22 protein-coding genes and 3 tRNA genes are annotated in these 22,437 nt (G+C 62.9%); 15 read left to right on the forward strand and 10 right to left on the reverse strand.

Annotated elements, in window-relative coordinates; translation table 11 throughout:
• Positions 1–115: 115 nt before the first annotated feature.
• From NKJ77_RS18260 to NKJ77_RS18270, 3 genes are all read right to left on the reverse strand, one after another.
• A complete protein-coding gene (locus NKJ77_RS18260) occupies positions 116–1,729 on the reverse strand; it encodes a DEAD/DEAH box helicase (protein WP_352535559.1) in 1,614 nt (537 codons plus the stop codon).
• Positions 1,730–1,921: 192 nt separating this feature from the next.
• On the reverse strand, positions 1,922–2,689 hold the full coding sequence (locus NKJ77_RS18265) for an NAD kinase (RefSeq protein WP_023715779.1): 768 nt from the start codon (positions 2,687–2,689) through the stop codon (positions 1,922–1,924).
• A gap of 444 nt (positions 2,690–3,133) precedes the next feature.
• Complete coding sequence (locus tag NKJ77_RS18270) at positions 3,134–6,109, reverse strand: caspase family protein (RefSeq protein WP_352535560.1); 2,976 nt, start codon at positions 6,107–6,109, stop codon at positions 3,134–3,136.
• 285 nt (positions 6,110–6,394) lie between these two features.
• On the opposite strand from NKJ77_RS18270, the gene NKJ77_RS18275 reads away from it, so the two are divergent.
• From NKJ77_RS18275 to NKJ77_RS18290, 4 genes are all read left to right on the forward strand, one after another.
• Positions 6,395–7,429 (forward strand): extracellular solute-binding protein, encoded by a 1,035-nt coding sequence (locus NKJ77_RS18275; RefSeq protein ID WP_023688398.1) that lies wholly within the window; start codon positions 6,395–6,397, stop codon positions 7,427–7,429.
• 97 nt (positions 7,430–7,526) lie between these two features.
• Entirely contained in the window at positions 7,527–8,954 is a 1,428-nt protein-coding gene (locus NKJ77_RS18280) for an amidase (RefSeq protein WP_023688399.1), read from the forward strand.
• Positions 8,955–9,023: 69 nt separating this feature from the next.
• Positions 9,024–9,713, forward strand: a complete 690-nt coding sequence (locus tag NKJ77_RS18285) for a TetR/AcrR family transcriptional regulator (protein WP_023725772.1) — start codon at positions 9,024–9,026, stop codon at positions 9,711–9,713.
• A 166-nt stretch (positions 9,714–9,879) separates the two neighbouring features.
• Positions 9,880–10,407 carry a DUF2569 family protein gene (locus NKJ77_RS18290; RefSeq protein WP_245260196.1) on the forward strand — a complete coding sequence of 176 codons (528 nt, stop codon included), beginning with the start codon at positions 9,880–9,882 and terminating at the stop codon, positions 10,405–10,407.
• Between the two features lie 126 nt (positions 10,408–10,533).
• Here the strand turns inward: NKJ77_RS18290 and NKJ77_RS18295 are convergent.
• A tRNA-Thr gene (locus NKJ77_RS18295) sits at positions 10,534–10,609 on the reverse strand.
• A gap of 158 nt (positions 10,610–10,767) precedes the next feature.
• Here NKJ77_RS18295 and NKJ77_RS18300 point away from each other — a divergent pair.
• The 3 genes from NKJ77_RS18300 to NKJ77_RS18310 all read left to right on the forward strand — a co-directional run bounded on the left by NKJ77_RS18300 (position 10,768) and on the right by NKJ77_RS18310 (position 11,791).
• The gene (locus NKJ77_RS18300) at positions 10,768–10,950 is read left to right on the forward strand and encodes a hypothetical protein (RefSeq protein WP_023667458.1); all 183 of its coding nucleotides are present in this window, start codon (positions 10,768–10,770) and stop codon (positions 10,948–10,950) included.
• Between the two features lie 120 nt (positions 10,951–11,070).
• Entirely contained in the window at positions 11,071–11,280 is a 210-nt protein-coding gene (locus NKJ77_RS18305) for a hypothetical protein (protein WP_023688402.1), read from the forward strand.
• A gap of 202 nt (positions 11,281–11,482) precedes the next feature.
• Positions 11,483–11,791 carry a BA14K family protein gene (locus NKJ77_RS18310; protein WP_023667455.1) on the forward strand — a complete coding sequence of 103 codons (309 nt, stop codon included), beginning with the start codon at positions 11,483–11,485 and terminating at the stop codon, positions 11,789–11,791.
• A 74-nt stretch (positions 11,792–11,865) separates the two neighbouring features.
• Here NKJ77_RS18310 and NKJ77_RS18315 read toward each other — a convergent pair whose 3' ends face one another.
• On the reverse strand, positions 11,866–12,234 hold the full coding sequence (locus NKJ77_RS18315; protein WP_352535561.1) for a hypothetical protein: 369 nt from the start codon (positions 12,232–12,234) through the stop codon (positions 11,866–11,868).
• A 47-nt stretch (positions 12,235–12,281) separates the two neighbouring features.
• Positions 12,282–13,100, reverse strand: coding sequence for an HTH-type transcriptional regulator BhcR (gene bhcR, locus NKJ77_RS18320; protein WP_023825604.1), 819 nt, complete (start codon positions 13,098–13,100; stop codon positions 12,282–12,284).
• A 204-nt stretch (positions 13,101–13,304) separates the two neighbouring features.
• On the opposite strand from bhcR, the gene gcl reads away from it, so the two are divergent.
• The 3 genes from gcl (at position 13,305) to NKJ77_RS18335 (ending at position 17,154) form a co-directional block, all read left to right on the forward strand.
• Positions 13,305–15,086, forward strand: coding sequence for a glyoxylate carboligase (gene gcl, locus NKJ77_RS18325; protein WP_352535562.1), 1,782 nt, complete (start codon positions 13,305–13,307; stop codon positions 15,084–15,086).
• 168 nt (positions 15,087–15,254) lie between these two features.
• Positions 15,255–16,052, forward strand: coding sequence for a hydroxypyruvate isomerase (gene hyi / locus NKJ77_RS18330; RefSeq protein ID WP_023715773.1), 798 nt, complete (start codon positions 15,255–15,257; stop codon positions 16,050–16,052).
• Between the two features lie 214 nt (positions 16,053–16,266).
• Positions 16,267–17,154, forward strand: coding sequence for a 2-hydroxy-3-oxopropionate reductase (locus NKJ77_RS18335; RefSeq protein ID WP_352535563.1), 888 nt, complete (start codon positions 16,267–16,269; stop codon positions 17,152–17,154).
• Positions 17,155–17,197: 43 nt separating this feature from the next.
• Here NKJ77_RS18335 and rlmB read toward each other — a convergent pair whose 3' ends face one another.
• On the reverse strand, positions 17,198–18,049 hold the full coding sequence (rlmB, locus tag NKJ77_RS18340) for a 23S rRNA (guanosine(2251)-2'-O)-methyltransferase RlmB (protein WP_023833238.1): 852 nt from the start codon (positions 18,047–18,049) through the stop codon (positions 17,198–17,200).
• A gap of 210 nt (positions 18,050–18,259) precedes the next feature.
• Here rlmB and NKJ77_RS18345 point away from each other — a divergent pair.
• Both NKJ77_RS18345 and NKJ77_RS18350 read left to right on the forward strand, forming a co-directional pair.
• Positions 18,260–18,344, forward strand: a tRNA-Tyr gene (locus NKJ77_RS18345).
• A gap of 28 nt (positions 18,345–18,372) precedes the next feature.
• Positions 18,373–18,446 (forward strand) — tRNA-Gly (locus tag NKJ77_RS18350).
• An 8-nt stretch (positions 18,447–18,454) separates the two neighbouring features.
• Here NKJ77_RS18350 and NKJ77_RS18355 read toward each other — a convergent pair.
• The gene (locus NKJ77_RS18355) at positions 18,455–18,844 is read right to left on the reverse strand and encodes a VOC family protein (protein ID WP_023829540.1); all 390 of its coding nucleotides are present in this window, start codon (positions 18,842–18,844) and stop codon (positions 18,455–18,457) included.
• Positions 18,845–19,038: 194 nt separating this feature from the next.
• Here NKJ77_RS18355 and NKJ77_RS18360 point away from each other — a divergent pair, with 194 nt between their 5' ends.
• Positions 19,039–19,926 carry a helix-turn-helix transcriptional regulator gene (locus tag NKJ77_RS18360; RefSeq protein WP_352535564.1) on the forward strand — a complete coding sequence of 296 codons (888 nt, stop codon included), beginning with the start codon at positions 19,039–19,041 and terminating at the stop codon, positions 19,924–19,926.
• Here the strand turns inward: NKJ77_RS18360 and NKJ77_RS18365 are convergent.
• Complete coding sequence (locus tag NKJ77_RS18365; protein WP_023833241.1) at positions 19,923–20,399, reverse strand: YidB family protein; 477 nt, start codon at positions 20,397–20,399, stop codon at positions 19,923–19,925. The genes NKJ77_RS18360 and NKJ77_RS18365 overlap by 4 nt on opposite strands.
• 130 nt (positions 20,400–20,529) lie before the next feature.
• On the opposite strand from NKJ77_RS18365, the gene NKJ77_RS18370 reads away from it, so the two are divergent.
• The gene (locus NKJ77_RS18370; RefSeq protein ID WP_023688411.1) at positions 20,530–20,787 is read left to right on the forward strand and encodes a GlsB/YeaQ/YmgE family stress response membrane protein; all 258 of its coding nucleotides are present in this window, start codon (positions 20,530–20,532) and stop codon (positions 20,785–20,787) included.
• A 65-nt stretch (positions 20,788–20,852) separates the two neighbouring features.
• On the opposite strand, the gene NKJ77_RS18375 is transcribed toward NKJ77_RS18370, so the two are convergent.
• The gene (locus tag NKJ77_RS18375) at positions 20,853–21,740 is read right to left on the reverse strand and encodes a DMT family transporter (RefSeq protein ID WP_023681464.1); all 888 of its coding nucleotides are present in this window, start codon (positions 21,738–21,740) and stop codon (positions 20,853–20,855) included.
• 312 nt (positions 21,741–22,052) lie between these two features.
• On the opposite strand from NKJ77_RS18375, the gene NKJ77_RS18380 reads away from it, so the two are divergent.
• The coding region (locus tag NKJ77_RS18380) for a GTP-binding protein (protein ID WP_352499665.1) at positions 22,053–22,437 on the forward strand (385 nt) is incomplete at its 3' end.

Consider the following 22,437-nt stretch of genomic DNA (forward strand, 5'->3'; position numbering starts at 1 on the left):
GCCTGTCTTGCGATTACCGCGCATGGCGCTGATTGATCCTGAGCGGGCTCCAGATCTCGCATCCCAATCGCGTCCAGGAAAGCCGCGCGTCCTCGGGACGCCGCGGCTCATGGAATCAGACCTTGGCGACGATCTTCATGAAGGCCGGCATGTCGTCGCCGAAGCCGACGGTGCCGTCATTGTCTTCACCGCGGTTGTTGCCGCGGGCAGGGCGGCTGTTGCTGGCGCGCTGCGGCCTTGTGTCGCCGCGTTCCGGGGCGCGGTTCTCGTTGTTGCGATCGGAGACCTTGCGGTCGCTGTTTTCGGAGCGGATCGCTTCCTTGCGCTGATGCCGTTCGCCGATGTCGGCGACCGCGGCCTCGGCTACCACCGGCTGTTCCTCGCGCGCGGCATCTGCCGCTGGCGCGTCGTCGCTGCGCTTGGCATGGCGTTCGCGCGGCTTGCGCTCGCCACTCTCCTTGCGATCATGGGCCTTGCGGTCCTCGTCCTTGCGGCCGGCGCGGCGCGGAGCGCCACGGCCACGGCGGGGCGCTTCGTCCTCGCCGCCTTCGCTGGCGACCACGGTCGACAGGTCGCCGTCATGCCACTCGATCTTGTTGCCGATCAGCCGCTCGATGGCGTCGATGTATTTGGTGTCGGACTTGGTGGCGATGGTGAAGGATTTGCCCGAGCGTCCGGCGCGGCCGGTGCGGCCGATGCGGTGGACATAGTCTTCGGCGTGGATCGGCACGTCGTAGTTGAAGACGTGGCTGACGTCGGGAATGTCGAGGCCGCGCGCGGCGACGTCGGACGCCACGAGATAGCGCAATTTGCCATCGCGGAAATTGGCCAGCATCTGCATGCGGGCGCGCTGGTCCATGTCGCCATGCAGGGCGCCGGCGTCGAAATCATACTTCAGCAGCGAGCGGAACAGCTCCGCGACCTCGACCTTGCGGTTGCAGAAAATGATAGCGTTCTTCAGCTCGGCGTCTTCGGCCTTTATCAGATTGCGAAGCGTCTCGCGCTTGTCCCACGGCTTGGAGCCGGACTTGACCAGGCGCTGGATGATGTTGGTGGCAGCGGATGCCGCCTTGGAAACCTCGACGCGCACCGGCGCATGCAGGAACTTCTCGGTGAGCTTGGTGATCTCCGGCGGCATGGTCGCTGAGAAGAACAGCGTCTGCCTGGTGAACGGGATCATCTCGCAGATGCGCTCGATGTCGGGGATGAAGCCCATGTCCAGCATGCGGTCGGCCTCGTCGATGACGAGGATCTCGACGCCGTTGAGCAACAGCTTGCCGCGCTCGCGGTGATCGAGCAGACGGCCGGGCGTGGCGATCAGCACGTCGGCGCCGCGCTCCAGCTTCTTGTCCTGCTCGTCGAAGGAGACGCCGCCGATCAGCAGCGCGATGTTGAGCTTGTGGTTCTTGCCGTATCTGATGAAATTCTCTTCGACCTGCGCGGCGAGCTCGCGCGTCGGCTCGAGGATCAGCGTGCGCGGCATGCGGGCACGGGCCCTGCCTTTTTCGAGGCGGGTCAGCATCGGCAGCACGAAGGAAGCCGTCTTGCCGGTGCCGGTCTGTGCTATGCCCAGAATATCCTTGCCGAGCAAGGCATGCGGGATGGCGCCAGCCTGGATCGGCGTCGGCACGGTGTAGCCCGCATCGGTGACTGCGGAAAGGACCTTGGGCGACAGGCCGAGGTCTGAAAAGGTCAACGCTTCTAGAGCGGTCGTGGTGTCTGAGGACAAGAGTTGCTGTCTTTGGCTGGTTCGGGGAAGCGCAACGGCATCCGTCGCGGCAAGCACAGCGTGCCTGCAAGATTGGTATTGCGATTAGGCGCAAGCCCGCGATTTGTCAACAGAAACGGGCGGGATTGGCACGATTGTGAAAACGTAAGCTTAATCGCGATGCTTAATTAGGTAGTCACTCTTTGCGCCGGCTCAATAGCGAAACTGCTCGGCGAGAATGCGTTCGTTCCACGAATGGTTGGGATCAAACAGCAGCGTTGCCGTCGCAGTCGGCGATTCGCGGACCGTTACGGAAGCCACCGCCTTGACCTCGGTGTGGTCGGCGGCGGTGTTCACCGGGCGCTTTTCCGACTCCAGAATATCGAAGCGTACGGTCGCCTTGTTTGACAACAAGGCACCCCGCCAACGGCGCGGCCGGAACGGGCTGACCGGGGTCAGCGCGAGCAACGGCGCATCCAGCGGCAGGATCGGCCCGTGCGCCGAAAGATTGTACGCGGTGGAGCCGGCCGGCGTCGCGATCATCACGCCGTCGCAGTTCAGTTCCTCGATGCGGACCTGCTCGTCGACGGTGATGCGGATCTTTGCCGTCTGGTAGGACTGACGCCACAGCGCCACCTCGTTGATGGCGAGTGCCGAAACCGTCTCGCCCTCATGCGTCAACGCCAGCATTTCCAGCGGGCGGATCGTTTCGGCGACGGCGGCCGCGATGCGCTCGGTGAGGCCCCCGACGCGGTACTCGTTCATCAGGAAGCCGATGGTGCCACGGTTCATGCCGTAGACCTTCTTTCCCGTGCTCATCGTGTCGCGCAAGGTCTGCAGCAGGAAGCCGTCGCCACCCAGCGCCACCACCACCTGGGCGTCGTCGAAGGATGCCTGGCCATAGCGGGCCGACAGGCTCTCCATCGCCGCCTTGGCATCGGCAGTGTCGGAGGAGACGAAGGCGAAATTGGCTTTGCTCATGACATTCCGATGGCGGTCGGCCGATGGCGGTCGGCGGCGGTTGCGTGGGGTAGCATGGGCAAGCGCATCTGCAAAGGGAGGCATCGTCGGCGCAGTTGCGGCCGCGGCGAAACGAAATCGGCGGCTCGCGCTTCATGTCGCCGGAACGGCGAATGTGATGGTTAAGTGCGAGCTTAAGCACTCGTAAAGCCTGATCGATCATGTTAGCCGACAGAGGATGGGTGGCTGGGGGGCTAGCCAGTCGAGACCTGTATATTGCCGGTGACACGCCTGATTATCGTCTTCCTGATGCTGGGAAGCTTCGCCCTTCTCTTTGCTGAGCTTGTACGGCATTCCGAAGACATGAGCTCCAGGCCGACGGCCTCACGCTGCGGCGACGCCGGCGTGCCATGCCCGCAAAACGCGTTGTAGGCTGAAGCCAATCTGCCAACGACGATCCATCGCTCACTGCGCGACGATCTGAAGATTGGCGTTGCCGTAGAATGTGTAGGCGAGATAGGTCGGATCGCCGGTCTGGTAGAATTCTCTGCGGACATCCTGCAGGATCTCGGCCAGATAGACCGGCCTGTCCTTGATCCGCGTGCTGATGCCACCATAGAAATCGGTCGAGAAGGCCGCTGCCGCGCGGTCGGTCAGTGGCCACATGCCGCCGATGAAGCCGGAAGCGCCGCCCGCCAGAACCGCCGGACCCCAGCCCTGCACGAAGCCGCCGAGCATCTGGGAACGGCCTGTGTCGCAGGCGTTGAAGAAGTAGAACGGATTGCCCTTGCCATGCGCGGTGGCGACCAACGCAGCCCATGTATCCGGGTCGAGCGACTGATCGACGAGATCGATGGCAAAGACCGGCCGGCCGCTGCCCGGTTGGTTGACCGCGCCATGACCGGAGAAATGAATGAAACCGGTCGAGACTTCACCGACCAGTTTCTCGAAAGAGGTGAAATCGCCATCGAAGCGGCGGTAGCCGTAAAGCTTGCTCAGCGCCGCGATCTCGTCCTGTTGGAAGCGCAGCGAGCGCTTGTCGACATAGGAGGGCGCGACAGCCGCGACGCCGGTGAAGGTCATGCGGTCGAGCGGGTTGTCGACCTGTGAGGCACTGCTGCGCGGAGCCCAGCGCGCCAGCCGATAGCCCATGCCGAGAAAACCGTCGGCGGTGGCGCCGTCGACGCTGCGCGGGCGGATCAATTCCCAGGGCAGTGTCGGGCTGTTCGAGGTGATCTGGATCGAATGCAGCTCGCCTTTGCCGCGCAGCGACCAGAACACGTCCTTGAACGCTTTCGGCACATAGTCGCGGTAGAGCGCATCGCCAAAACCTTCGGCGGCGAGCGTGACAAAGCGCTTTTGCGCCCCCGTATCGCTGCTTGCGGCAGGCTGCTGCAGCGAAACGGCGCCGCGCAGGCTCAATCCGAGCTGCAGCAGGCGGCGGTATTCGGAGTCCAGCCATGCCGCCATCTCAGGTGGCGTCGAGAACGTATCGGTCACCGGACCGGCCAGATGCGGCGAATGGATGATGATCTGCCCCGAACCCAGCCCGCTCGGATCGTCATAGAGGATGGTCACGTCGAGATCGGGGACGTCATCGCCGGCTGCGCCGCCGAGCGTCACATTGCCAGTTACCGCCGGCTGCGGCGCCGCTGCGGCCAGCATCAGCATGGCAGGTGCTGCGGAGCGTTCGGCTGTGGCGCTCAGAGCGGCTGCCTCGACAGGCGCGGTGCGGCGAATGATAACCGACCGCGATGCCGATCCCAGGAACCTCCCGGCGCTGTAGATGCGCGCGATGAACTGGGCCGGCTTGCTGTCCTTGGCGATCGGCCGCGCCTTGACGTCGAAGCGGACGAAGTCGCTGTCGCCCTGGCGGTAGAGCGTCGTCCGTCGGCTCCATTTGCCGCCGTCAGCGAGATCGAAGCCGGAGGCGAACAGATCGATATCGATCGGCCATTGCTCGGTTCCCGCCGGCATCGCCATGGCCAGGGCGCCATCTTCCGTCACCGACGAGCCCGGCGCTGCCTTCACCTTCACTTCGGGCGTGAATTGCTCTTCGGTGAGGGCGATCGAAACGGTCACCGTCTCGCCGGCGACAATCTCATCCGGCGCATCGATGGTTGGATGGCGCACCACCTCGACAGCGCCCGTCTCGGGTTGTGAAAGGGCGCCGCCGGAAGGAGGGCTTTGCGCCTGGTCGATGGGCGGCGGCGCTGGTGTCGGTGGCGCCTGCGCCTCCGGCGGACTTTCGGCGCCGGTCGCGGGTGGCGGGGCCGATGTCATGCCGTCCTCAGGGGGGATCCCTGCCTTATCGGGGGGCGGTTCGGCGCCGGTGGCTCCGCCATCCTGCGGATAGGTCCCGCCGAGATTGTTCTGGGCAGCGGCCGCAGCTGCGTCTTCAAGACGTTGCTTTTCCTCTTCGTATCGTTGCCGAGCCTGCTCTTCCTGCAATTGGCGCTGCTGTTCCTGGCGTTTGTATTCCTCGTAGAGCGCCGCCTCCTTGGCGCTGTCGCCCATCGCGGCATCGGGACTGCCGGAGCCCGGTGCAACGTCCATGGGGTAGGGCTCCTGACCGCTGCCATCGGCGTAGTCGCTGCCATCAGGCTCCCAACCGCCACTCCCGGAGATGTAGCCGCCGCTCGCCATCGCCGGCGGTGCCGGTTCCGGCACAAGCGGCAGCGCCGGTGCCGCGCCGGCCACCTGGTCCGGCGTCAGCACAAAGGCAGCGTCTGCCGAGCGGCCATATGCCATCCATGGCCACTGGGCGCCTGACGTTTTGTCGATAGTGGTTTGCCTGACCGAGGCGAGGATGATGGCTATGTCCGCGCCGCGCTTGACCAGCGCAGCGGTGAGCGCATCGGCAAATACGGTGACGGGGCGGGCTTCGTCCAGTGCAACGGTTCCGGGTTTGGCCGACAGAGCGACGATGGCGTGGGTGAGGGGATCGACCGCCGCCAGACCCTGCATCACGCCGGAAGTAGGGTTGTGGCCATCGCCGGGATTGTCGAGCAGAACCACCTTCAATGTCGGGGTTGCCTCGAGCGCCTGCATGAACAGATCGAGGGGCAATGCCGTCTGGTCGACCGTTTCCTTTGAATCGATCCGGGTGCCGCGCGTCAGTAAATAGTTCCTGCCGTTGGCCTGCGCGGTGTGGCCGACATAGTAGAAGATGCCGACGGAGTCCGGTTTGGCCAGGGATTGGGCGAAATCATGCATGGCGCGCGCGACATCGGCGCGGTCGCCATCCGACACCTGCCGGACGGTGAAGCCAAGCGATCGTAGTGTCGCTGCAACGAGTTCGGCACTGAGGTCGGCGTTGGCGATTGCCGGTGAGCCCTCATAGGCCGGATTGGCGACAACCAGCGCTATCCGCTCTTCGCCGCGCGCAGCGGAGAAGAGCGCCATGGTCATCAGCAGCACGACCGCCAGAAAAAGGCGCATGACCGTGATCCAAGCCCTGCAGGCTGCGGCGCTCACGCCACGGCTTGCCCCAATTCATCAATGGCCCAACCTTGACCATATCATGTCGGCTTCGCCGGCGCACTGCCGGTGCCGATGATGCAGTTGTGTCGCTAAAAGATATTGACTGTATGTTTAGTAATTAATACCGTTGCCCGAGATACCGAGTTGGTCAGCCGGCATTCGCCGGTGAATGATCACCAGGACGAAGGGAACTTAGGGACTCGAGGCGCAATCCCGCCGGTCCCAACAATGGGAGACACAAGCATGCAGTTGAAATCGACCGCCACGGCGCTCGGCCTGTCGCTGCTGGCGATGACCGGCATTGCCCGCGCCGAGGGCGAACTCCAAATCTACAATTGGGGCAACTACACCAGCCCGGACCTGATCAAGAAGTTCGAGGAAACCTACAAGGTCAAGGTTACCGTCACCGACTACGACTCCAACGATACGGCTCTGGCCAAGGTCCGCCAGGGCGCTTCCGGCTATGACATCGTCGTTCCATCGGCCAGCGTGATGCCGATCTGGATCAGCGAAGGCCTGCTCTTGGAAACCGATCCCAACACGATGGAGAACTTTAGAAACGTCGATCCGAGATGGGTCGACGTGCCGTTCGACCCCGGCCGCAAATATTCGGTGCCGTGGCAATGGGGCACGACCGGCATCTCGGTCAACAAATCGGTCTATGCGGGCGATCCGAACACCTCGGCGATTTTCCTCGATCCGCCGCCGGAACTCGTGGGCAAGATCAATGTCGTGCCCGAAATGGGAGACATCATGTTCCTCGCCATTGCCTATGAGGGCGGTAAGTACTGCACCGACGACAAGGTGCTTTTGAAAAAGGTGCATGACAAGCTCATCGAGGCGAAAGCGAAATGGCTGTCGCTCGACTATGCGGCCGTCGACGGTCTCGGCAGGGGCGACATTGCCGCCGGCGTCAACTGGAACGGCATATCGCTGCGCGAGCGGCTGGAGAACGACAAGATCGTCTACGGCTATCCCAAGGAGGGCTTTCCAATCTGGATGGACAATGTCGCGGTGCTCAAGGATGCCAAGAACGTCGAGAACGCCAAGCTCTTCCAGAATTTCATCATGGACCCCAGGAATGCAGCGATGATCTCGGCCTTCGCGCACTACGCCAATGGCATCAAGGGCTCCGAGCCCTTCCTGCCGGCCGATATGAAGGGCGCGCCCGAAGTGGATGTTCCGGCCGAATTTGCCGACAAGGGCCAATTCATGTCGGCCTGTCCCGCCGACGTCCAGGCGCTCTACACCAGGATCTGGACCGATCTGCAGAAATAGCAGCGCCGCCGGCCGAAGCTGACCAACATCGGGCCGCGCATCGCGGCTCGGCCATCCCCAATGCCAGATGCCGTAAAGCCGCCGCGGGAGATTTTTTATGTCCGATCTCGACCTTTGCTACATGCCGGCCAGCGAGGCGTTGCGGCTGTTCAAGGCGAAGAAACTGTCGCCTCTGGAACTGATGCAGGCCACCATCCGCCGCGCCGAGGCAACCAAGGCGACGATCAACTGCCTCACCTTCACGCATTTCGACGAGGCGATGGATCTCGCCAGAAAAGCCGAGGCGAAATACGCCAGAGGCGCCAGGACCGGCGCGCTCGAGGGCCTGCCGATCGGCATCAAGGATGAGAGCTACATCAAGGGCAAGCCGACCTCGCATGGCTCGCTGCTGTCCGGGGACGCCATTGGCGGCCATACCTCGACCATGAACGAGCGTGTCATGAAGGCCGGCGGCATCGTCCACGCCCGCACCGCGACGCCCGAATTCAGCTGCGCCGGTTATACCTGGTCGAAGCGCTGGGGCGTCACGCGCAACCCCTGGAACCCGGATTTCACGCCGGGCGGTTCGTCGGGCGGTTCGGCGGCAACGCTGGCCTCCGGCACGTCGTCGATCGCAACCGGCTCGGACATAGCGGGCTCAATCCGCATCCCTGCCTCGGCCTGCGGCCTGGTCGGCTTCAAGCCGCCTTACGGCCGCAATCCCGATGAGCCGCCGTTCAATCTCGATTTTTTCTGCCACACCGGGCCCTTGGCCCGAAACGTCGGGGATGCGATCCTGCTGCAGAACGTCATGGCCGGGCCGAGCCCGCTCGACATCGCCACGCTGCGCCCGAAACTGCGCCTGCCGCTCGACTACAAGCCGATCAAGGGTTGGAAGATCGCATTCTCCATGGATCTCGGGTCCTTCGAGGTGGATGCGGACGTGCGCAAGAACACGCTCGCTGCCTGCGATGTGTTCCGCTCGCTCGGCGCCACCGTCGAGGAGGTGGACCTCGGCTGGGGCGACGAGGTGCTCAAGGCCGGCATGGCCTATCTCGAACATCTCTTCGGCGCCTCGCTGTCGCCGCTGCTCGCCAAGAACGGCAAGGACATGACCAGCTATGCCAGGCAGTTCGCGCAGGACGGGCAGAAGTCGAAGGCGACGGATTTTGTCGCGACGCTCGATGTGGCGGCCAGGATGTACCTGACGCTGGGGCCTTTGCTGGAAAAATACGACGTGCTGATCTGCCCGACCAATGCGCTTCCCGCAGTGCCGGCGGAATTCGATCAGACCAAAGGCAAGGTCGAGATCAATGGACGAGAGGTGAACCCGTCGCTGGGCTGGGTGATGACGACGCCGTTCAACATGCTGAGCCGCTGCCCGGTTCTGTCGATCCCGTCGGGCCGCGCCGCCAACGGCGTGCCGACAGGCATCCAGATTGTCGGCCGCACCTATAGCGACGCTGACGTGTTCCGGGCGGGTATGGCCTATGAGACGGCTCGTGGTCAGTGGTACACGAATGCCGGGACACGCCCGGCGCTGTGAGTCCGCAGGGCGCCGGCATGCCAAGGCAGCGGCGGGATGTTTCGGCCGCCGGGGAAAGGCCTGACGACAATGGCGCAACGCATAGCCACTCCGGATGCGGGAAAAAGCAAGGCGGCCAAGGGTGCGGCGAACGACGCTGCGCCCAAGGACCGCCGGCGCGAGCGCGGCGAAGCGAGCATCCAGCGCATCATCGACGCCACAATCGAGCTCATCGCGGAGGAGGGGCTGGCCAGCGTCACCATGCAGCGCATCGCCGAGCATGTCGGCTCGTCCAACGCACTGGTGGTCTTTCATTTTCGCAGCAAGGAGAACCTGTTCCGAGCCGTCCTGCAATATCTCAGCGACCAATATGACGCGCTGTGGCTGACGCTGGTGCGGGCGCCCGGCCTGTCGCCGGTCGAGCGGGTGTTGGGCGCGGTCGATTGCGCGCAACGCTTTGCCCGCCAGCATCCGAATTGGGTGTCGGTCTTCGTCGTGTTCTCCAGCGACCGCAAGAGCATGCAGCTCTACAACGAGATAGGCCTGCCCAGCGATCTCGCCTACACGGCCGAAGCGCGCGAACTGCTGATCGAGATTTCGCGCAGCGGCGGTTACACCGGCGTCGACATAGACACGCTGTCGGAGAGCCTGAATTATCTGGTTCACGGCGCCTGGTATTGGGACCATCTCAACCCGTCCAGCCGCGACACCGACGTGCTGCGCAAGACCATGCTGCTCCTGCTGCACCAGGCCTTTCCGCGGCATTTTGACTTGGGGTGAGATGCGGCCATTGCGAGCGACGAAAGCGTCCTCTGCAAACCTAAACCCGAAAATCTCTACGATGCCTTGATCTCTGTAAAAACGCTTGCACAATCCAGAGGTGCGAGCTAAACAACCCAGGGATGCATTCGAGGGTGGGTAAATGTGGCATTGGGCGATACTTCTGTTGCTGATTGGCGTGCCGGTTTTCTTCGCCGTCCGGTCGTCGCGCAAATCCTCACAGAGCCCAGATGACCTCGTGGGGTTCGGCGGCTGGCTGATCCTGCTGGCGATCAGCCTGTCCCTTTCGCCGTTGCGCACACTTGTCGATATGGCCAGTCTGGTCAAAACCTACCAACAGCTTGTTACAGTGCCCAACGGGGCCTTGGCCATCTATGGCGAGGCAGCCCTCAATCTGGCATTTCTGGTGCTTCAGCTGGTCGTGCTTGTTTCGATGCTGCGGCGAAGCCACCGCTTTCCGCAGCTGTTCATATGTCTGTGGTTCGCGATCCCTCTCTTATTCGTACTGGACACAGTTTGGATATCGACTGTTCTGGGTGTCCCGGTAAACCGTTTGCTTGCCGGAGGAGCTCTGGTTACACCTTTGGCATCCTTCATAGTCACAGGGATCTGGGCCGCCTACGTCTACAGGTCGGTTAGGGTGAGGAACACGTTCGGCGATACGGCAGCCATACAGGCTGCCACATTTTCCTAGAAGGTCCGACGGCTGCGAGTTGGCCTGATGTCGTGCTGCCAGCTCCGCCGAATAGAACCGTCGGCAGTCCTCCTTCGACTAACGAGCTTCGAGTGGCCTGCCACCCGAAGCTCGAAGAGCGAAAGGTGGTGCCCCCGGACGGAATCGAACCGCCGACCTTCGGTTTACAAAACCGCTGCTCTACCAGCTGAGCTACAAGGGCACGGCGCTCCGGTTAGCATATTTCGTGCGCCAGTAAAGACAAAACTCCGTTTTCGATCGCTAATGGACCCCGCCGAGGTGGGCGGGCCGCCATGCTGAAAACCGCCAATGCGATCCCTACATATCTCTCAGGTGCAAACGCATCGAACGGGGTGTCGCATGATCAGACTTGTCATCATCCTGCCGCTTGTCGTCATTGCCTGGCTGCTTGCGGTAAAGCTCATCAGGGACGTGAAGAGCGCCAATGTCGACTGGACCGGCATCGCCGCCATCGTCGGTTTTATCGCGATGGCGTTTTGGCTGCGGCATGTGACTGGGATGGGGATGAATGGTGAATGGTGAATGGGCGAACGCCTTTCGGACCATTGACTACTCACTACTCGCTCAAAACCTCGAACCTTTCACCACGTCACCGCGACTGATCTCCAGAGGCGAATGGTCGCCTCGATCAAGGAGATCATCATGTTGAAGCGCAGTCTTACTTCGGGCCTGGTCGCCATCTTCGTCGCCACCGGCGCGCTCGCCGGTACCGTGCAGTCGTCCTCCGCTCACAGCCATCATCACCACCATCACAAGCACCACGACAAGCCCTCTTGGTGGTGGAACCATCAACACAAGCACCATCACCACAAGCATCATCATCACCACGGCAAGGTGATCATCTTCCTTTGAGCGAGACGACCTGCCTCGCGGAAGGGCGGCTTCGGCCGCCCTTTTTTGCGTTGAGCGCTCGATCGATCAGATCTTGGTTTCCATCGGCTGATTTCCGGCCTTCAAGAAAATCCCAAATTCTTTCGAACCTTTTTCCGCGCCGAAACGACAGATGATCAAGAGGCGGATGGATCGCCTCTCGCAACGAAACAAGGAGATCGTCATGTTCACGCGCAAAATCGCTTCTGCCCTCATCGCCAGCACCGTCGCCGCCACCTCGCTGGTCGGCACCGTCCAGCCCTCGGCCGCCCACAGCCATCACCACAACCGCGAAATCGGCATCGGCATCGCCGCCGGCGTCGGCGGGTTCGTGCTCGGCAGCCTACTCAACCAGCAGCCCCGCACCGTCTATGTCGACGACGAGGGTGGCTCCTGGCACGTCCGCCGCTGCGCCAACCGCTACGCCAGCTACGATCCGTACTCCGACACCTATGTCGGCTATGACGGCTACCGCCACTATTGCCGCCTCTAAGAGGAGGCTCCCCACAAGAAGGAGGGGCTGTACGCAGCCCCTCTTTCCTACATTTGAGCGCGTGGCAGTGTCAGCTACGGTTTGGAGATCGGTAATCCGGCTGCATGGCAGGTGCCGACAACACCACCGCTCGCATTCAGCGATTGATCGCCCATGGCGATGAGTTCGAAGCTGCTTCCTTCATCCGGATAGATCTTGGCGGCGAACGGTTGGTCTGTTGTATGACCACCGGACGATGACTTCGCGGCGACATGGCCGCAGACCACGATTTCCCGGCGGCCGTTGAGCGTCCGCTCGCCGGCGCGCATCGTCCCGAATTTGGCGGACGCAGGATCCTGCAAATGCTGGCGAATTCCGATCGTGATTGTCTCCTCCAAAGCGAGCGAGATCGGAATCTCGCTGACTTGCTGGGAGACAGGGGCGGGCTCGGGCGCCGTCGCCACGCATCCGCACAGTGAAGCGGCGAGCAAAAGCTGAAGCGTTCTCCGCATTATGATCGGAACCCGCCGATCATCCTCGTCACCTCAGCGGCGGCGTCGCGCACCAGCGGCCCGATCTCGTCCAGCCGCTCCATCGTCACCCGCACCGTCGGTCCGGAGACCGAGACACCGCCGATCGGCTCGCCGAACTCGTTGAAAATGGCGGCGGCCACGCAGCGCATGCCGGGATGCCGCTCCTCGTCGTCGACCGACCAGCCGCGGTGCTTGATGACAGCCAGGTCATGGGCCAGCGCCGAAATGTCGGACAGCGTCTTGTCGGTGAAGCGCTGCAGGCCCGACTTGCGCAGGATGGCGGCGACGCGTTCCGGCTCGAGCTGCGCCAGCACCGCCTTGCCGATGCCGGAGGCATGGAACGAGCTGCGCGTGCCCGGGCGGAAGAAGGCGCGGATTGCCTGATGCGTCTCGACCTGGCTGACGAAAACGACGCAATCGTCCTCGGCGACGCCGAGATTGGCTGTCTCGCCGGTCTTCTCCATCAATTCCTGCATGACCACGCGGGCGCGATCGACCAGCTTGCGGCGGCGCAGGAAGGCGGCACCCATGCGGTAGGTCTCGACGCCGATCGACCACAGCTGGTCCGATGTATCGAATTCGACCATGCCGTGGCTCTGCAGCGTCGTCAGCATGCGATAGGCGGTGGACGCCGCAAGCTCGCTGCGCGCCGAAATCTCGCTCAGCGACAGGCCGCTGCCTTCGGCGACGATGGCCAAGATGCGCAAGGCCCGGTCGAGCGACTGTACAGAACCGGCCTCGGACGGACCGTTGAAAGCGCGCGGCCGGCCGCGCTGGCGTTTTTCGCTGGTTTCCATGGCGGCATTGTCGCCGGTTTCGCCGAAATCGCAATGAAAAACTTTTTCATCAATTTTGATGGCCGGATTCATGGAAAACGAAAAAGCCAATGGGATCAGTGTATAGAAGGGGTTTTCTCGAAATGAAAAATTATTCTGAAAAAATTGAAAAATGAAAACGACACTGGCATTGTCAACCAACCAACAATCTTGAGGAGGCTGGACATGGCCAGGATGCGCGCTGTCGATGCAGCGGTTCTCGTTCTCGAAAAGGAAGGCATTTCCTGCGGCTTCGGCGTGCCGGGCGCGGCGATCAATCCGTTCTATTCGGCGCTGAAGGCGAGGGGCTCGATCCGCCACATCCTGGCGCGCCATGTCGAGGCGGCCTCGCATATGGCCGAGGGCTACACGAGAGCTAAATCAGGCAATATCGGGCTGTGCATCGGCACGTCGGGCCCGGCCGGCACCGACATGGTCACCGGGCTCTATTCGGCGGCGGCGGACTCCATCCCGATCCTGTGCATCACTGGTCAGGCGCCGCGGGCACGGCTCAACAAGGAGGATTTCCAGGCGGTCGATATCGCCGCCATAGCCGCACCCGTCGCCAAATGGGCGGTCACGGTCATGGAGCCCTATATCGTGCCGATGGCGCTGCAGAAGGCATTTCACCTGATGCGCTCGTCGCGACCGGGCCCGGTGCTCATCGACCTGCCGGTCGACGTGCAATTGGCCGAGATCGAATTCGATATCGATGCCTATGAACCGCTGGTCCCGTTCAAGCCGGCAATGTCGCGCGCCCAGGCCGAAAAGGCCTTGGCGATGCTCAATGCCGCGGAAAAGCCGCTGATCGTCGCCGGCGGCGGCATCATCAACGCCGATGCGTCGGATCTGTTGATCGAATTCGCCGAGATAACGGGCGTGCCGGTCATCCCGACGCTAATGGGCTGGGGCGCGATCCCCGACGACCACCGGCTGATGGCCGGCATGTGCGGGCTGCAGACCTCGCATCGCTACGGCAATGCGACGATGTTGGAAGCCGATTTCGTCTTTGGCATCGGCAATCGCTGGGCCAACCGCCACACCGGTTCGGTCGATGTCTACACCAAGGGCAAGAAATTCATCCATGTCGACATCGAACCGACCCAGATCGGCCGGGTGTTCGCGCCGGATCTCGGCGTCGTCTCGGACGCCGGTGCGGCACTGAAGATGCTGCTCGACGTCGCCACCGAATGGAAGACGGCAGGAAAGCTGCGCGACTGGTCGGGCTGGGCGAAGGAATGCCAGACCCGCAAGAAGACGATGAAGCGCAAGACGCATTTCGAGCAGGTGCCGCTGAAGCCGCAGCGCGTCTATGAGGAGATGAACAAGGCGTTCGGCCGTGACACCACCTACGTCACCACGATCGGCCTCTCGCAGATCGCCGGGGCGCAGTTCCTGCATGTCTACAAGCCGCGCAACTGGATCAATTGCGGCCAGGCCGGCCCGCTCGGCTGGACGCTGCCGGCAGCGCTTGGCGTGCGCGCCGCCGATCCGGATCGCTCCATCGTGGCGCTGTCGGGCGACTACGACTTCCAGTTCATGATCGAGGAACTGGCGGCCGGCGCACAGCACAAACTGCCGTATATCCATGTCGTCGTGAACAATGCCTATCTCGGCCTGATCCGCCAGGCGCAGCGCGGTTTTGCGATGGATTTCGAGGTGAGCCTGGCCTTCGAGAACGTCAACCGCGCCAACGATCCGGAGGCCGGCTACGGCGTCGATCATGTCGCGGTCGCAGAAGCGATGGGCTGCAAGGCGGTCCGGGTGCGCAAACCGGAAGAGTTCGCCGGCGCGTTCAAGGAAGCGCAGCGGCTGATGAAGGAATACCAGGTGCCGGTGGTGCTCGAATTCATCCTCGAGCGCGTCACCAACATTTCCATGGGCACGGAAATCGACAAGATCACCGAATTCGAGGACCTTGCCGAAAGCCATGAGGATGCGCCAACGGCGATTGTGTTGCTCGATTAGGCGCGCCGATATTCAGGTGAGACAGGCCTGCAAACGGCGCCTTCCTGCGCGTCCGGTGCTCACGTACAGAAAGTACGTTCCGCTCCGGTTTTCGAAAGTCACCGTTTTCGACTCTGCCCGACCTGAATCTCAACACGCCTAGGGCCAAGCAGAAGAAGGAGAAAAAGAATGCCGCGTTTTTCAGCCAATCTGTCGATGCTCTTTGGCGAGCATGAGTTCCTCGATCGCTTCGATGCCGCAGCCCGCGCCGGCTTCAAGGGCGTCGAATATATCGGCCCCTATGATCATACGCCTGACGTGGTCGCGGCCCGGCTGAAGAAGAACGGCCTGACACAGGTGCTGTTCAACCTCCCGGCCGGCGACTGGGGCAACGGCGAGCGCGGCATCGCGGTTTTGCCCGACCGCGCGCCGGAATTCCGGCAAGGCATCGCCAAGGCGATCAGCTATGCCCATGCGCTCGGCTGCGAGCAGGTCAATTGCCTCGCCGGCATCGCGCCGCAGGGCGTGGATCGTTCGGTGCTGGAAAATACTTTAGCCGAGAACCTCGCGTTTGCAGCCGAGAAACTGGAGCAGGCCGGCATCCGGCTTTTGATCGAGCCGATCAACACGCGCGACATACCGGGTTTTTTCCTGAACTATTCGGAGCAGGCGCTGGCGCTGATCGAGCGCGTCGGTTCGAAGAACCTGTTCCTGCAATACGACATCTATCACATGCAGATCATGGAGGGGGATCTCGCCCGTACCATCGAGGCCAACCTCGGCCGCATCGCGCATATCCAGCTTGCGGACAATCCCGGCCGTCACGAGCCGGGGACGGGCGAGATCAATTATCCCTTCCTCTACGAGCATATCGACAGGATCGGCTATTCCGGCTGGGTCGGAGCGGAATACAAACCGAAGGCGGGGACGGAGGCTGGGCTGGGGTGGTTTCGGGAGCTTAACGGGCAGGGGAGTGCCGCGGCTTAGCTGTTACGATTGAAGTCGCGTTCCTTCGCGCCCCCCTCTGGCCTGCCGGCCATCTCCCCCACAGGTGGGGAGATCGGACGTCATCCCGGCTTTCGCTCCCCAACATTGCAGGGTGAGCGAGGCGCCGAAACTGCCAATCTCCCCACAAGTGGGGGAGATGGCCGGCAGGCCAGAGGGGGCGCGAAGGAACTCAGCCTCAACAAAGGAGAAAACAATGGAAACCATCGGCTTCATCGGCATTGGCATCATGGGCGCGCCGATGGCGGGGCATCTCCTGGATGCCGGCTACGCCGTCATTGCCAGCGACCACCGCTCGAAGCCGCCGGCCGATCTCGTCGCCAAGGGCTTGAGAAGCATCACCGGCCACGCGGCAGTGGCGAAGGCCGCGGATATCATCATCACCATGGTTCCCGACACCCCGCAGGTAGCCGAGGTGCTGTTCGGCGAGAACGGTGTCGCTTCCGGCCTGAGCAAGGGCAAGCTGGTCATCGACATGAGCTCGATCTCGCCGATCGAGACCAAGGTTTTCGCCAAGAAAATCAACGATCTCGGCTGCGACTATCTTGACGCGCCGGTGTCGGGCGGCGAGGTCGGCGCAAAGGCGGCGTCCCTGACCATCATGGTCGGCGGCGAGGACAAGGCGTTCGAGCGCGCCAAGCCCGTGTTCGAAAAGATGGGCAAGAACGTCACGCTTGTCGGCCCGAACGGCGTCGGCCAGACCACCAAGGTTGCCAACCAGATCGTCGTGGCCCTGACCATCGAGGCGGTCGCCGAGGCGCTGGTCTTTGCCGCAAAAGCCGGCGCCGACCCCGCCAAGGTCCGGCAGGCGCTGATGGGCGGGCTGGCGGCATCGCGCATCCTCGAGGTGCATGGCGAGCGCATGATAAAGCGCACCTTCGCGCCGGGCTTCCGCATCGAACTGCACCAGAAGGATCTCAGCCTGGCGCTGGAAGGCGCCAAGGCGCTCGGCGTCTCATTGCCCAACACCTCGACGACGCAGCAGCTGTTCAACTCGTGCGCGGCGAATGGCGGGGCGAAAGAGGATCATTCGGCGCTGGTGCGGGCGCTGGAGCGGATGGCGGGGCATGAAGTGGGTGAATAGTGAACGGTGACGGTAAGAACGCTTTCCATTCAGCATTCACTATTCACTTTCCAAGGAACTTCCGTGCCGCATAAAGGCTCACCGCCGCGGCGTTCGACACGTTGAGCGAGCGGATGGCGCCGGGCATGTCGAGGCGGGCGAGTGTCGTCACCGTCTCGCGCGTCTTCTGGCGCAGGCCCTTGCCTTCGGCGCCGAGCACCAGGGCTATCTTTTCGCCTGAAAAACTCGTTTCGAGTTCGGCCGGCCCGTCCGAATCGAGGCCGATGGTCTGGAAGCCGGCTTCGTGCAGCTGTTCCAGCGCGTCGGCGAGGTTCTTCACCTCGACCTGGTCGATATGTTCCAGCGCGCCGGAGGCGGATTTGGCCAGCACGCCGGATTCCTGCGGGCTGTGGCGGGCCGTGGTGATCAGCGCACCGGCGCCGAAGGCGACCGCCGAGCGCAGGATGGCGCCGACATTGTGCGGGTCGGTGACCTGGTCGAGCACCAGCACCAGTTTGGTATCGCCGAGCGCGTCAAGGCGCTTGGGCTTCGGCGGCTCGGCCTCGATCAGCACGCCCTGGTGGACGGCGTCCGAACCGGTGATCTTGTCGATGTCCTTCGGCTCGACCAGTTCGGCCTTGAACGGCAAAGCGGCGAGGTCGGCGATCGCCAGCCGCTCGGCGGCATTGCGCGTCACCAACATCTTTCTGATCCGCCGGCGCGGATTGTCGAGCGCGGCGCGCACCGTGTGCAGGCCATAAAGCCGCACCAGCCCGTCGGCGGCGTTCTCGCCCGGCGGCACCGGCTGGCGCGGCCGGAAGGCAGGCGCGCCGCCGGCCTTCTCGTCGCGATGGGCGCGACGCAGCTTGGCGTAGTGGGTGTCTTTGGCGGTCTTGGGCGTGTTGTCATTGCTCATGGCCGGCTTCTATAGCCGCGTCGCCGGGCCATGGATACAGGCAGAAAGCCGGCTTGCCGGGCAGGCTGTCAAATTCAGCGCATTTTGCCTTGCGGTGCGGTTGACACCCACTGGCCTTGCCGCCATAAGGCGCTTCGCTGATTTCGGACAAAACCCTGGTTTCGACCTGATCGGCGAGAATGCCTCGTTGCAAGGCTTCGACGGCAGGCTGGAGAGGTGCCCGAGTGGTTAAAGGGGACGGACTGTAAATCCGTTAGCTTAGCTTACGTTGGTTCGAATCCAACCCTCTCCACCACTGCCAGCCCGCGAACCTTGAGGACGATGCGGGTATAGCTCAGTGGTAGAGCAGCAGCCTTCCAAGCTGAATATGCGGGTTCGATTCCCGCTACCCGCTCCAAACACTCATCAGATCTCTGCGAATATCTCGACAACGTTGCCATCCGGATCGCGGAAGAACACTGTCCTGTGGCCCCATTCCTGGTCGGTGAGCGGCAGGACCGGCTGCACGCCCTTGGCCTGAAGCGCCTCGGCGCAGGCAGCGACCATCTCCGGCGCCACCCGGAATGCCAGCTGCAGCGACAGCGCATCCCGCTGCTGCGGCGTGTCGTTGAACATCATGCCGAGGCTGGTCAAGGCCAGCGTGTTCAGGCCGACTCGGTATTCGATCCAGCGTTCGCTAAGCTCGCGCTTCAGCTCAAATTCCATCACATCCCCGTAGAAGTGCCGCATGGCGGACATGTCGCGGGCGAAGATGACGGTGTAGTCGATCTGACGGATTTCATTGAGCGCGTTCATTGGTGGTGTCCTTTGGGTTGCGTTGTGGGCCTCGATGGCCCACGCCTTTCCGGACACGACGCAAGTGACGGCGAGCGGAAACAGCCAGCGTCGGGTGAGGTGCATGGGCGATCCTTTCAGGCGATCGCCCGCAATCTAGCTTGCCTTTAAAGGGGTACAAGACTACCGCTTATACTGGTATTGACGGTGACAGAATGACGTATGACGGCCCACGGCGCGACGAGCTTGCCCGCTTCCTGCGCGAGCGGCGGGACCGCTTGCCGCGGATCGATGGCGCCAATGGCCGCCGCCGGGCACCGGGCCTCAGGCGCGAAGAGGTCGCCGCCGAGGCGGGGATCAGCACCACCTGGTACACCTGGCTCGAGCAGGGACGGGAGGTGAACGCGTCGCCGCAGGTGCTTCGCTCGCTAGCGCGGGTGCTGAAGCTGAGCCGGTCCGAGCAGGCCTATCTGTTCCAATTGGCGCGGCCCGATCTCGACTGGCGAAACCGGCTCGGCGAGCAAGGCCTGCCCAGCGCGCCGTTGCTCAGCCTGCTCGACGGGCTGGCGCCGCACCCGGCATATGTCGTCAATCGCTATTGGCAGGTCGTCGCCTGGAACCACCCCGCGGCGGTGCTGCTCGGGGATTTCGAGACGAATGATGAGTGGTCCGGCAGCCTGCTCGCCCGGCTGTTTCTCGACCTGGAATGGCGGCAGCGCTTTGTCGACTGGCCGGAGGTTTCGCGCTCGGCGGTCGCGCAGTTCCGGCTTGCCACTGTTGCCATGACTCGCGATCCGGTGCTGGCCGCCCTGGTTTCGTCACTGGAAGCGGCAAGCGAAGCGTTCGCCACGTGCTGGAACAGCCACGACATCGCCGAGCCACCGATCTGGCGGAAATCCATCCGGCACCCTCTCGTCGGCGCAATGGCGTTCGATTTCGCCACGCTGCAGCCGGGCGGCCGCGACAGTGATTTCTCGGTTTCCCTCTACACGCCGGTCGATGCGTCGACTGCCAGGCGGTTCGCGGCGCTGGTCGAAGCAACGCCCGACAGCCGCAAGGCGGTGCCGGGCGTGTTTGCGCGTGATGCAGGCGCAGAAGTCTAGCTGTTGAAGGCGGACGCGACCTGGTGTTGCTGCGGCACCTGTCCGTTCGGCGTCAGTCTGTCGACAATGCCTGGCAGGGCTGTGGACAATTGCTTGAGCAACTCCTGCTCGTCCAGTCCGGTCCTTTGCGCGATCTCTCGAATGACCTGCGGGCCGATCGCCTTGCCCAGATCATTGGCGTTGATCGGCTGGTTCTGTCCGGTGCCGACCCAGGAGTCAGCGACATTGCCTTGGCCGGCAGTCTTGAGCTTGTCGAGCAGTCCGCCCAGTCCGCCAAGCAGGCCGCCATCCCCTGAGGCCGTGGTGCCGGTGGGGGCTGGCGTTTGAGGTGGGGCGGGCTCGCCCGTCTCTCCGTCACTCGTCTGTTCGGCGCTTCTGCCGCTCAGCATCTTTCCGACCAGCAGCGCGCCGAGCGCGATCATCAGCGGTTTGGTGATGTTGCCGCCGGGTACGGCGTTGTCAAAGAGTCCCATAGGTCAATCCTCCATAACGGCCAAGCCCGTCCCGCCGGCTACAATGGACCATGCGGGCGGAATTTCAAGTTGGCTTGAGCTTTTGACAATCATGTGACCATGATCGGCGGGCGGGGAATGGAGAGGAAAAATGGGCATTATCAGTTGGATCATCCTCGGCGTCATCGCCGGCTTTATCGGCAGCAAAATCGTCAACAAGACCGGCCAGGGCTTGATCATGGATATCGTGCTCGGCATTGTCGGCGCCATCGTCGGAGGGCTGATCTTCAGCGCCTTTGGCGCCACGGGTGTGACCGGCCTCAACATCTGGAGCCTGATCGTCGCCATCATCGGCGCGGTGGTCGTGCTGTGGGCCTATCACCAGTTCTCCGGCAAGCGAACGCTTTAGGCACCAGTCTGCCGACTGGCTGACCGCAGGACGGCCAAACCTGCTTCGACGCGTTGACTTGAAGGTCAGGCGACGACGGTCAGCCTGCGCTTGCGTTCATCAAGCGAGACGATGGTCAGCCCGCTCGCGACCACCAGCAGGATGCCGCAGACCGCCAGGGCATTCGGGAACTGGCCGAACACCAGAACGCCTGAGATGACCGCCCAGACGGTGAAGCAGTAGTAGAACGGCGCCACCACGCCGGTCGGACCGACGCGATAGGCCATGAAGATGAAGAAATGGCCGAAGATCAGGAAGAATCCGGCGCCGGCCATGAGCAGCAGGTGCCGGGCTTCCGGCATGACCCAGCGCTCGGAAACGAGATGCGCGGCGCCCGCGCCGATCAGCACCACCACAACGGCGGAAATGGCGACGATCATGCCCGGCACCTCGGCCGCGACCCGCCTGCCCGCAAGATCGCGCGCCGCCGCCAATGCCGCGTTGCCGAGCGCCAGCAACGCATAGACCGAGATGCCCTGCATGGTCGGCTGGGCCACCATAAGCGCACCGATGAAGCCGAGCCCGATCAGCGCCATGCGCACGCCGCCGATCCGTTCGCCGAACAGGATGGAGGAGCCGACCAGCATCAAAAGCGGGGTGATCTGCCCGAGCGCGGTCGAATCGGCGATCTGCATGTTGGCCAGCGCCACGACGTAGCAAAGGATGGCCGCCAGCTCGAGCAGGTTGCGGCGCAGCACGCGTTTGTCGAAGATCAATGGAATCTGCCTGCCATAGCCCAGCAGGAACAGCAGCGGCATGCCCCATAGCGTGGCCGCGACCCCGCGCAGGAACAGCACTTCATAGGACGGCAAGCCCGCGGTCGCGAGTTTCATCATCGTGTCGTTGACGAGGTACGACCCCGTCGAAACGATCATGAACAGCGGGCCGCGTATGGAGGTCGGTATGAATTGCATGGGGCAACCAAATCAGACCGCCGCCGTAGCGGCAATGGGCCAGGCGCCGGCTGCACATCCGGCAGGCAAAGGCCAGGACATGGGCGGGACAGGACATGGGCGGGAATAGCAAACAGGTGCTGGAGCCCGCAGCCCCCATTTCATTTCCGCTCGCGCGTTCCTATATCAGCGCCACATCCCGCAATCGGATCATCGGTTGAGACCGAGTGGACAGCGCACCCGGCCACAAGGCACTTGTGTTTTTCGGCCGTAGTCGCTAATCGCCCCGCATTCGACTGAACTGAAGGTCAAGGCCGTCCAAGGAAAGAGACTATGGCAAAAGGTAAATTCGAGCGTAACAAGCCTCATGTGAACATTGGCACGATTGGCCACGTCGATCATGGCAAGACGTCGCTGACGGCGGCGATCACGAAGTATTTTGGCGAATACAAGCGCTACGACCAGATCGATGCGGCGCCCGAAGAGAAGGCCCGCGGCATCACGATTTCGACGGCGCACGTCGAATACGAGACGGCAGCGCGCCACTACGCCCATGTCGACTGCCCCGGCCACGCCGACTATGTGAAGAACATGATCACGGGTGCTGCGCAGATGGACGGCGCGATCCTGGTGGTGTCGGCCGCCGACGGCCCGATGCCGCAGACCCGCGAGCACATCCTGCTTGCCCGTCAGGTCGGCGTGCCGTCGATCGTGGTGT

Origin of the sequence: Mesorhizobium sp. M0052, from assembly GCF_040323255.1 — a bacterium.
In the GTDB taxonomy this organism is placed as follows: domain Bacteria; phylum Pseudomonadota; class Alphaproteobacteria; order Rhizobiales; family Rhizobiaceae; genus Mesorhizobium.

What these genes read in the sequence shown, in the direction of transcription:
- NKJ77_RS18265 (WP_023715779.1), bottom strand. Translation starts at nt 2,689, where the DNA reads ATGAGCAAAGCCAATTTCGCCTTCGTCTCCTCCGACACTGCCGATGCC.
- NKJ77_RS18270 (WP_352535560.1), bottom strand. Translation starts at nt 6,109, where the DNA reads ATGCGCCTTTTTCTGGCGGTCGTGCTGCTGATGACCATGGCGCTCTTC.
- NKJ77_RS18275 (WP_023688398.1), top strand. Translation starts at nt 6,395, where the DNA reads ATGCAGTTGAAATCGACCGCCACGGCGCTCGGCCTGTCGCTGCTGGCG.
- NKJ77_RS18280 (WP_023688399.1), top strand. Translation starts at nt 7,527, where the DNA reads ATGTCCGATCTCGACCTTTGCTACATGCCGGCCAGCGAGGCGTTGCGG.
- NKJ77_RS18285 (WP_023725772.1), top strand. Translation starts at nt 9,024, where the DNA reads ATGGCGCAACGCATAGCCACTCCGGATGCGGGAAAAAGCAAGGCGGCC.
- NKJ77_RS18300 (WP_023667458.1), top strand. Translation starts at nt 10,768, where the DNA reads ATGATCAGACTTGTCATCATCCTGCCGCTTGTCGTCATTGCCTGGCTG.
- NKJ77_RS18305 (WP_023688402.1), top strand. Translation starts at nt 11,071, where the DNA reads ATGTTGAAGCGCAGTCTTACTTCGGGCCTGGTCGCCATCTTCGTCGCC.
- NKJ77_RS18310 (WP_023667455.1), top strand. Translation starts at nt 11,483, where the DNA reads ATGTTCACGCGCAAAATCGCTTCTGCCCTCATCGCCAGCACCGTCGCC.
- bhcR (WP_023825604.1), bottom strand. Translation starts at nt 13,100, where the DNA reads ATGGAAACCAGCGAAAAACGCCAGCGCGGCCGGCCGCGCGCTTTCAAC.
- gcl (WP_352535562.1), top strand. Translation starts at nt 13,305, where the DNA reads ATGGCCAGGATGCGCGCTGTCGATGCAGCGGTTCTCGTTCTCGAAAAG.
- hyi (WP_023715773.1), top strand. Translation starts at nt 15,255, where the DNA reads ATGCCGCGTTTTTCAGCCAATCTGTCGATGCTCTTTGGCGAGCATGAG.
- NKJ77_RS18335 (WP_352535563.1), top strand. Translation starts at nt 16,267, where the DNA reads ATGGAAACCATCGGCTTCATCGGCATTGGCATCATGGGCGCGCCGATG.
- rlmB (WP_023833238.1), bottom strand. Translation starts at nt 18,049, where the DNA reads ATGAGCAATGACAACACGCCCAAGACCGCCAAAGACACCCACTACGCC.
- NKJ77_RS18355 (WP_023829540.1), bottom strand. Translation starts at nt 18,844, where the DNA reads ATGAACGCGCTCAATGAAATCCGTCAGATCGACTACACCGTCATCTTC.
- NKJ77_RS18360 (WP_352535564.1), top strand. Translation starts at nt 19,039, where the DNA reads ATGACGTATGACGGCCCACGGCGCGACGAGCTTGCCCGCTTCCTGCGC.
- NKJ77_RS18365 (WP_023833241.1), bottom strand. Translation starts at nt 20,399, where the DNA reads ATGGGACTCTTTGACAACGCCGTACCCGGCGGCAACATCACCAAACCG.
- NKJ77_RS18370 (WP_023688411.1), top strand. Translation starts at nt 20,530, where the DNA reads ATGGGCATTATCAGTTGGATCATCCTCGGCGTCATCGCCGGCTTTATC.
- NKJ77_RS18375 (WP_023681464.1), bottom strand. Translation starts at nt 21,740, where the DNA reads ATGCAATTCATACCGACCTCCATACGCGGCCCGCTGTTCATGATCGTT.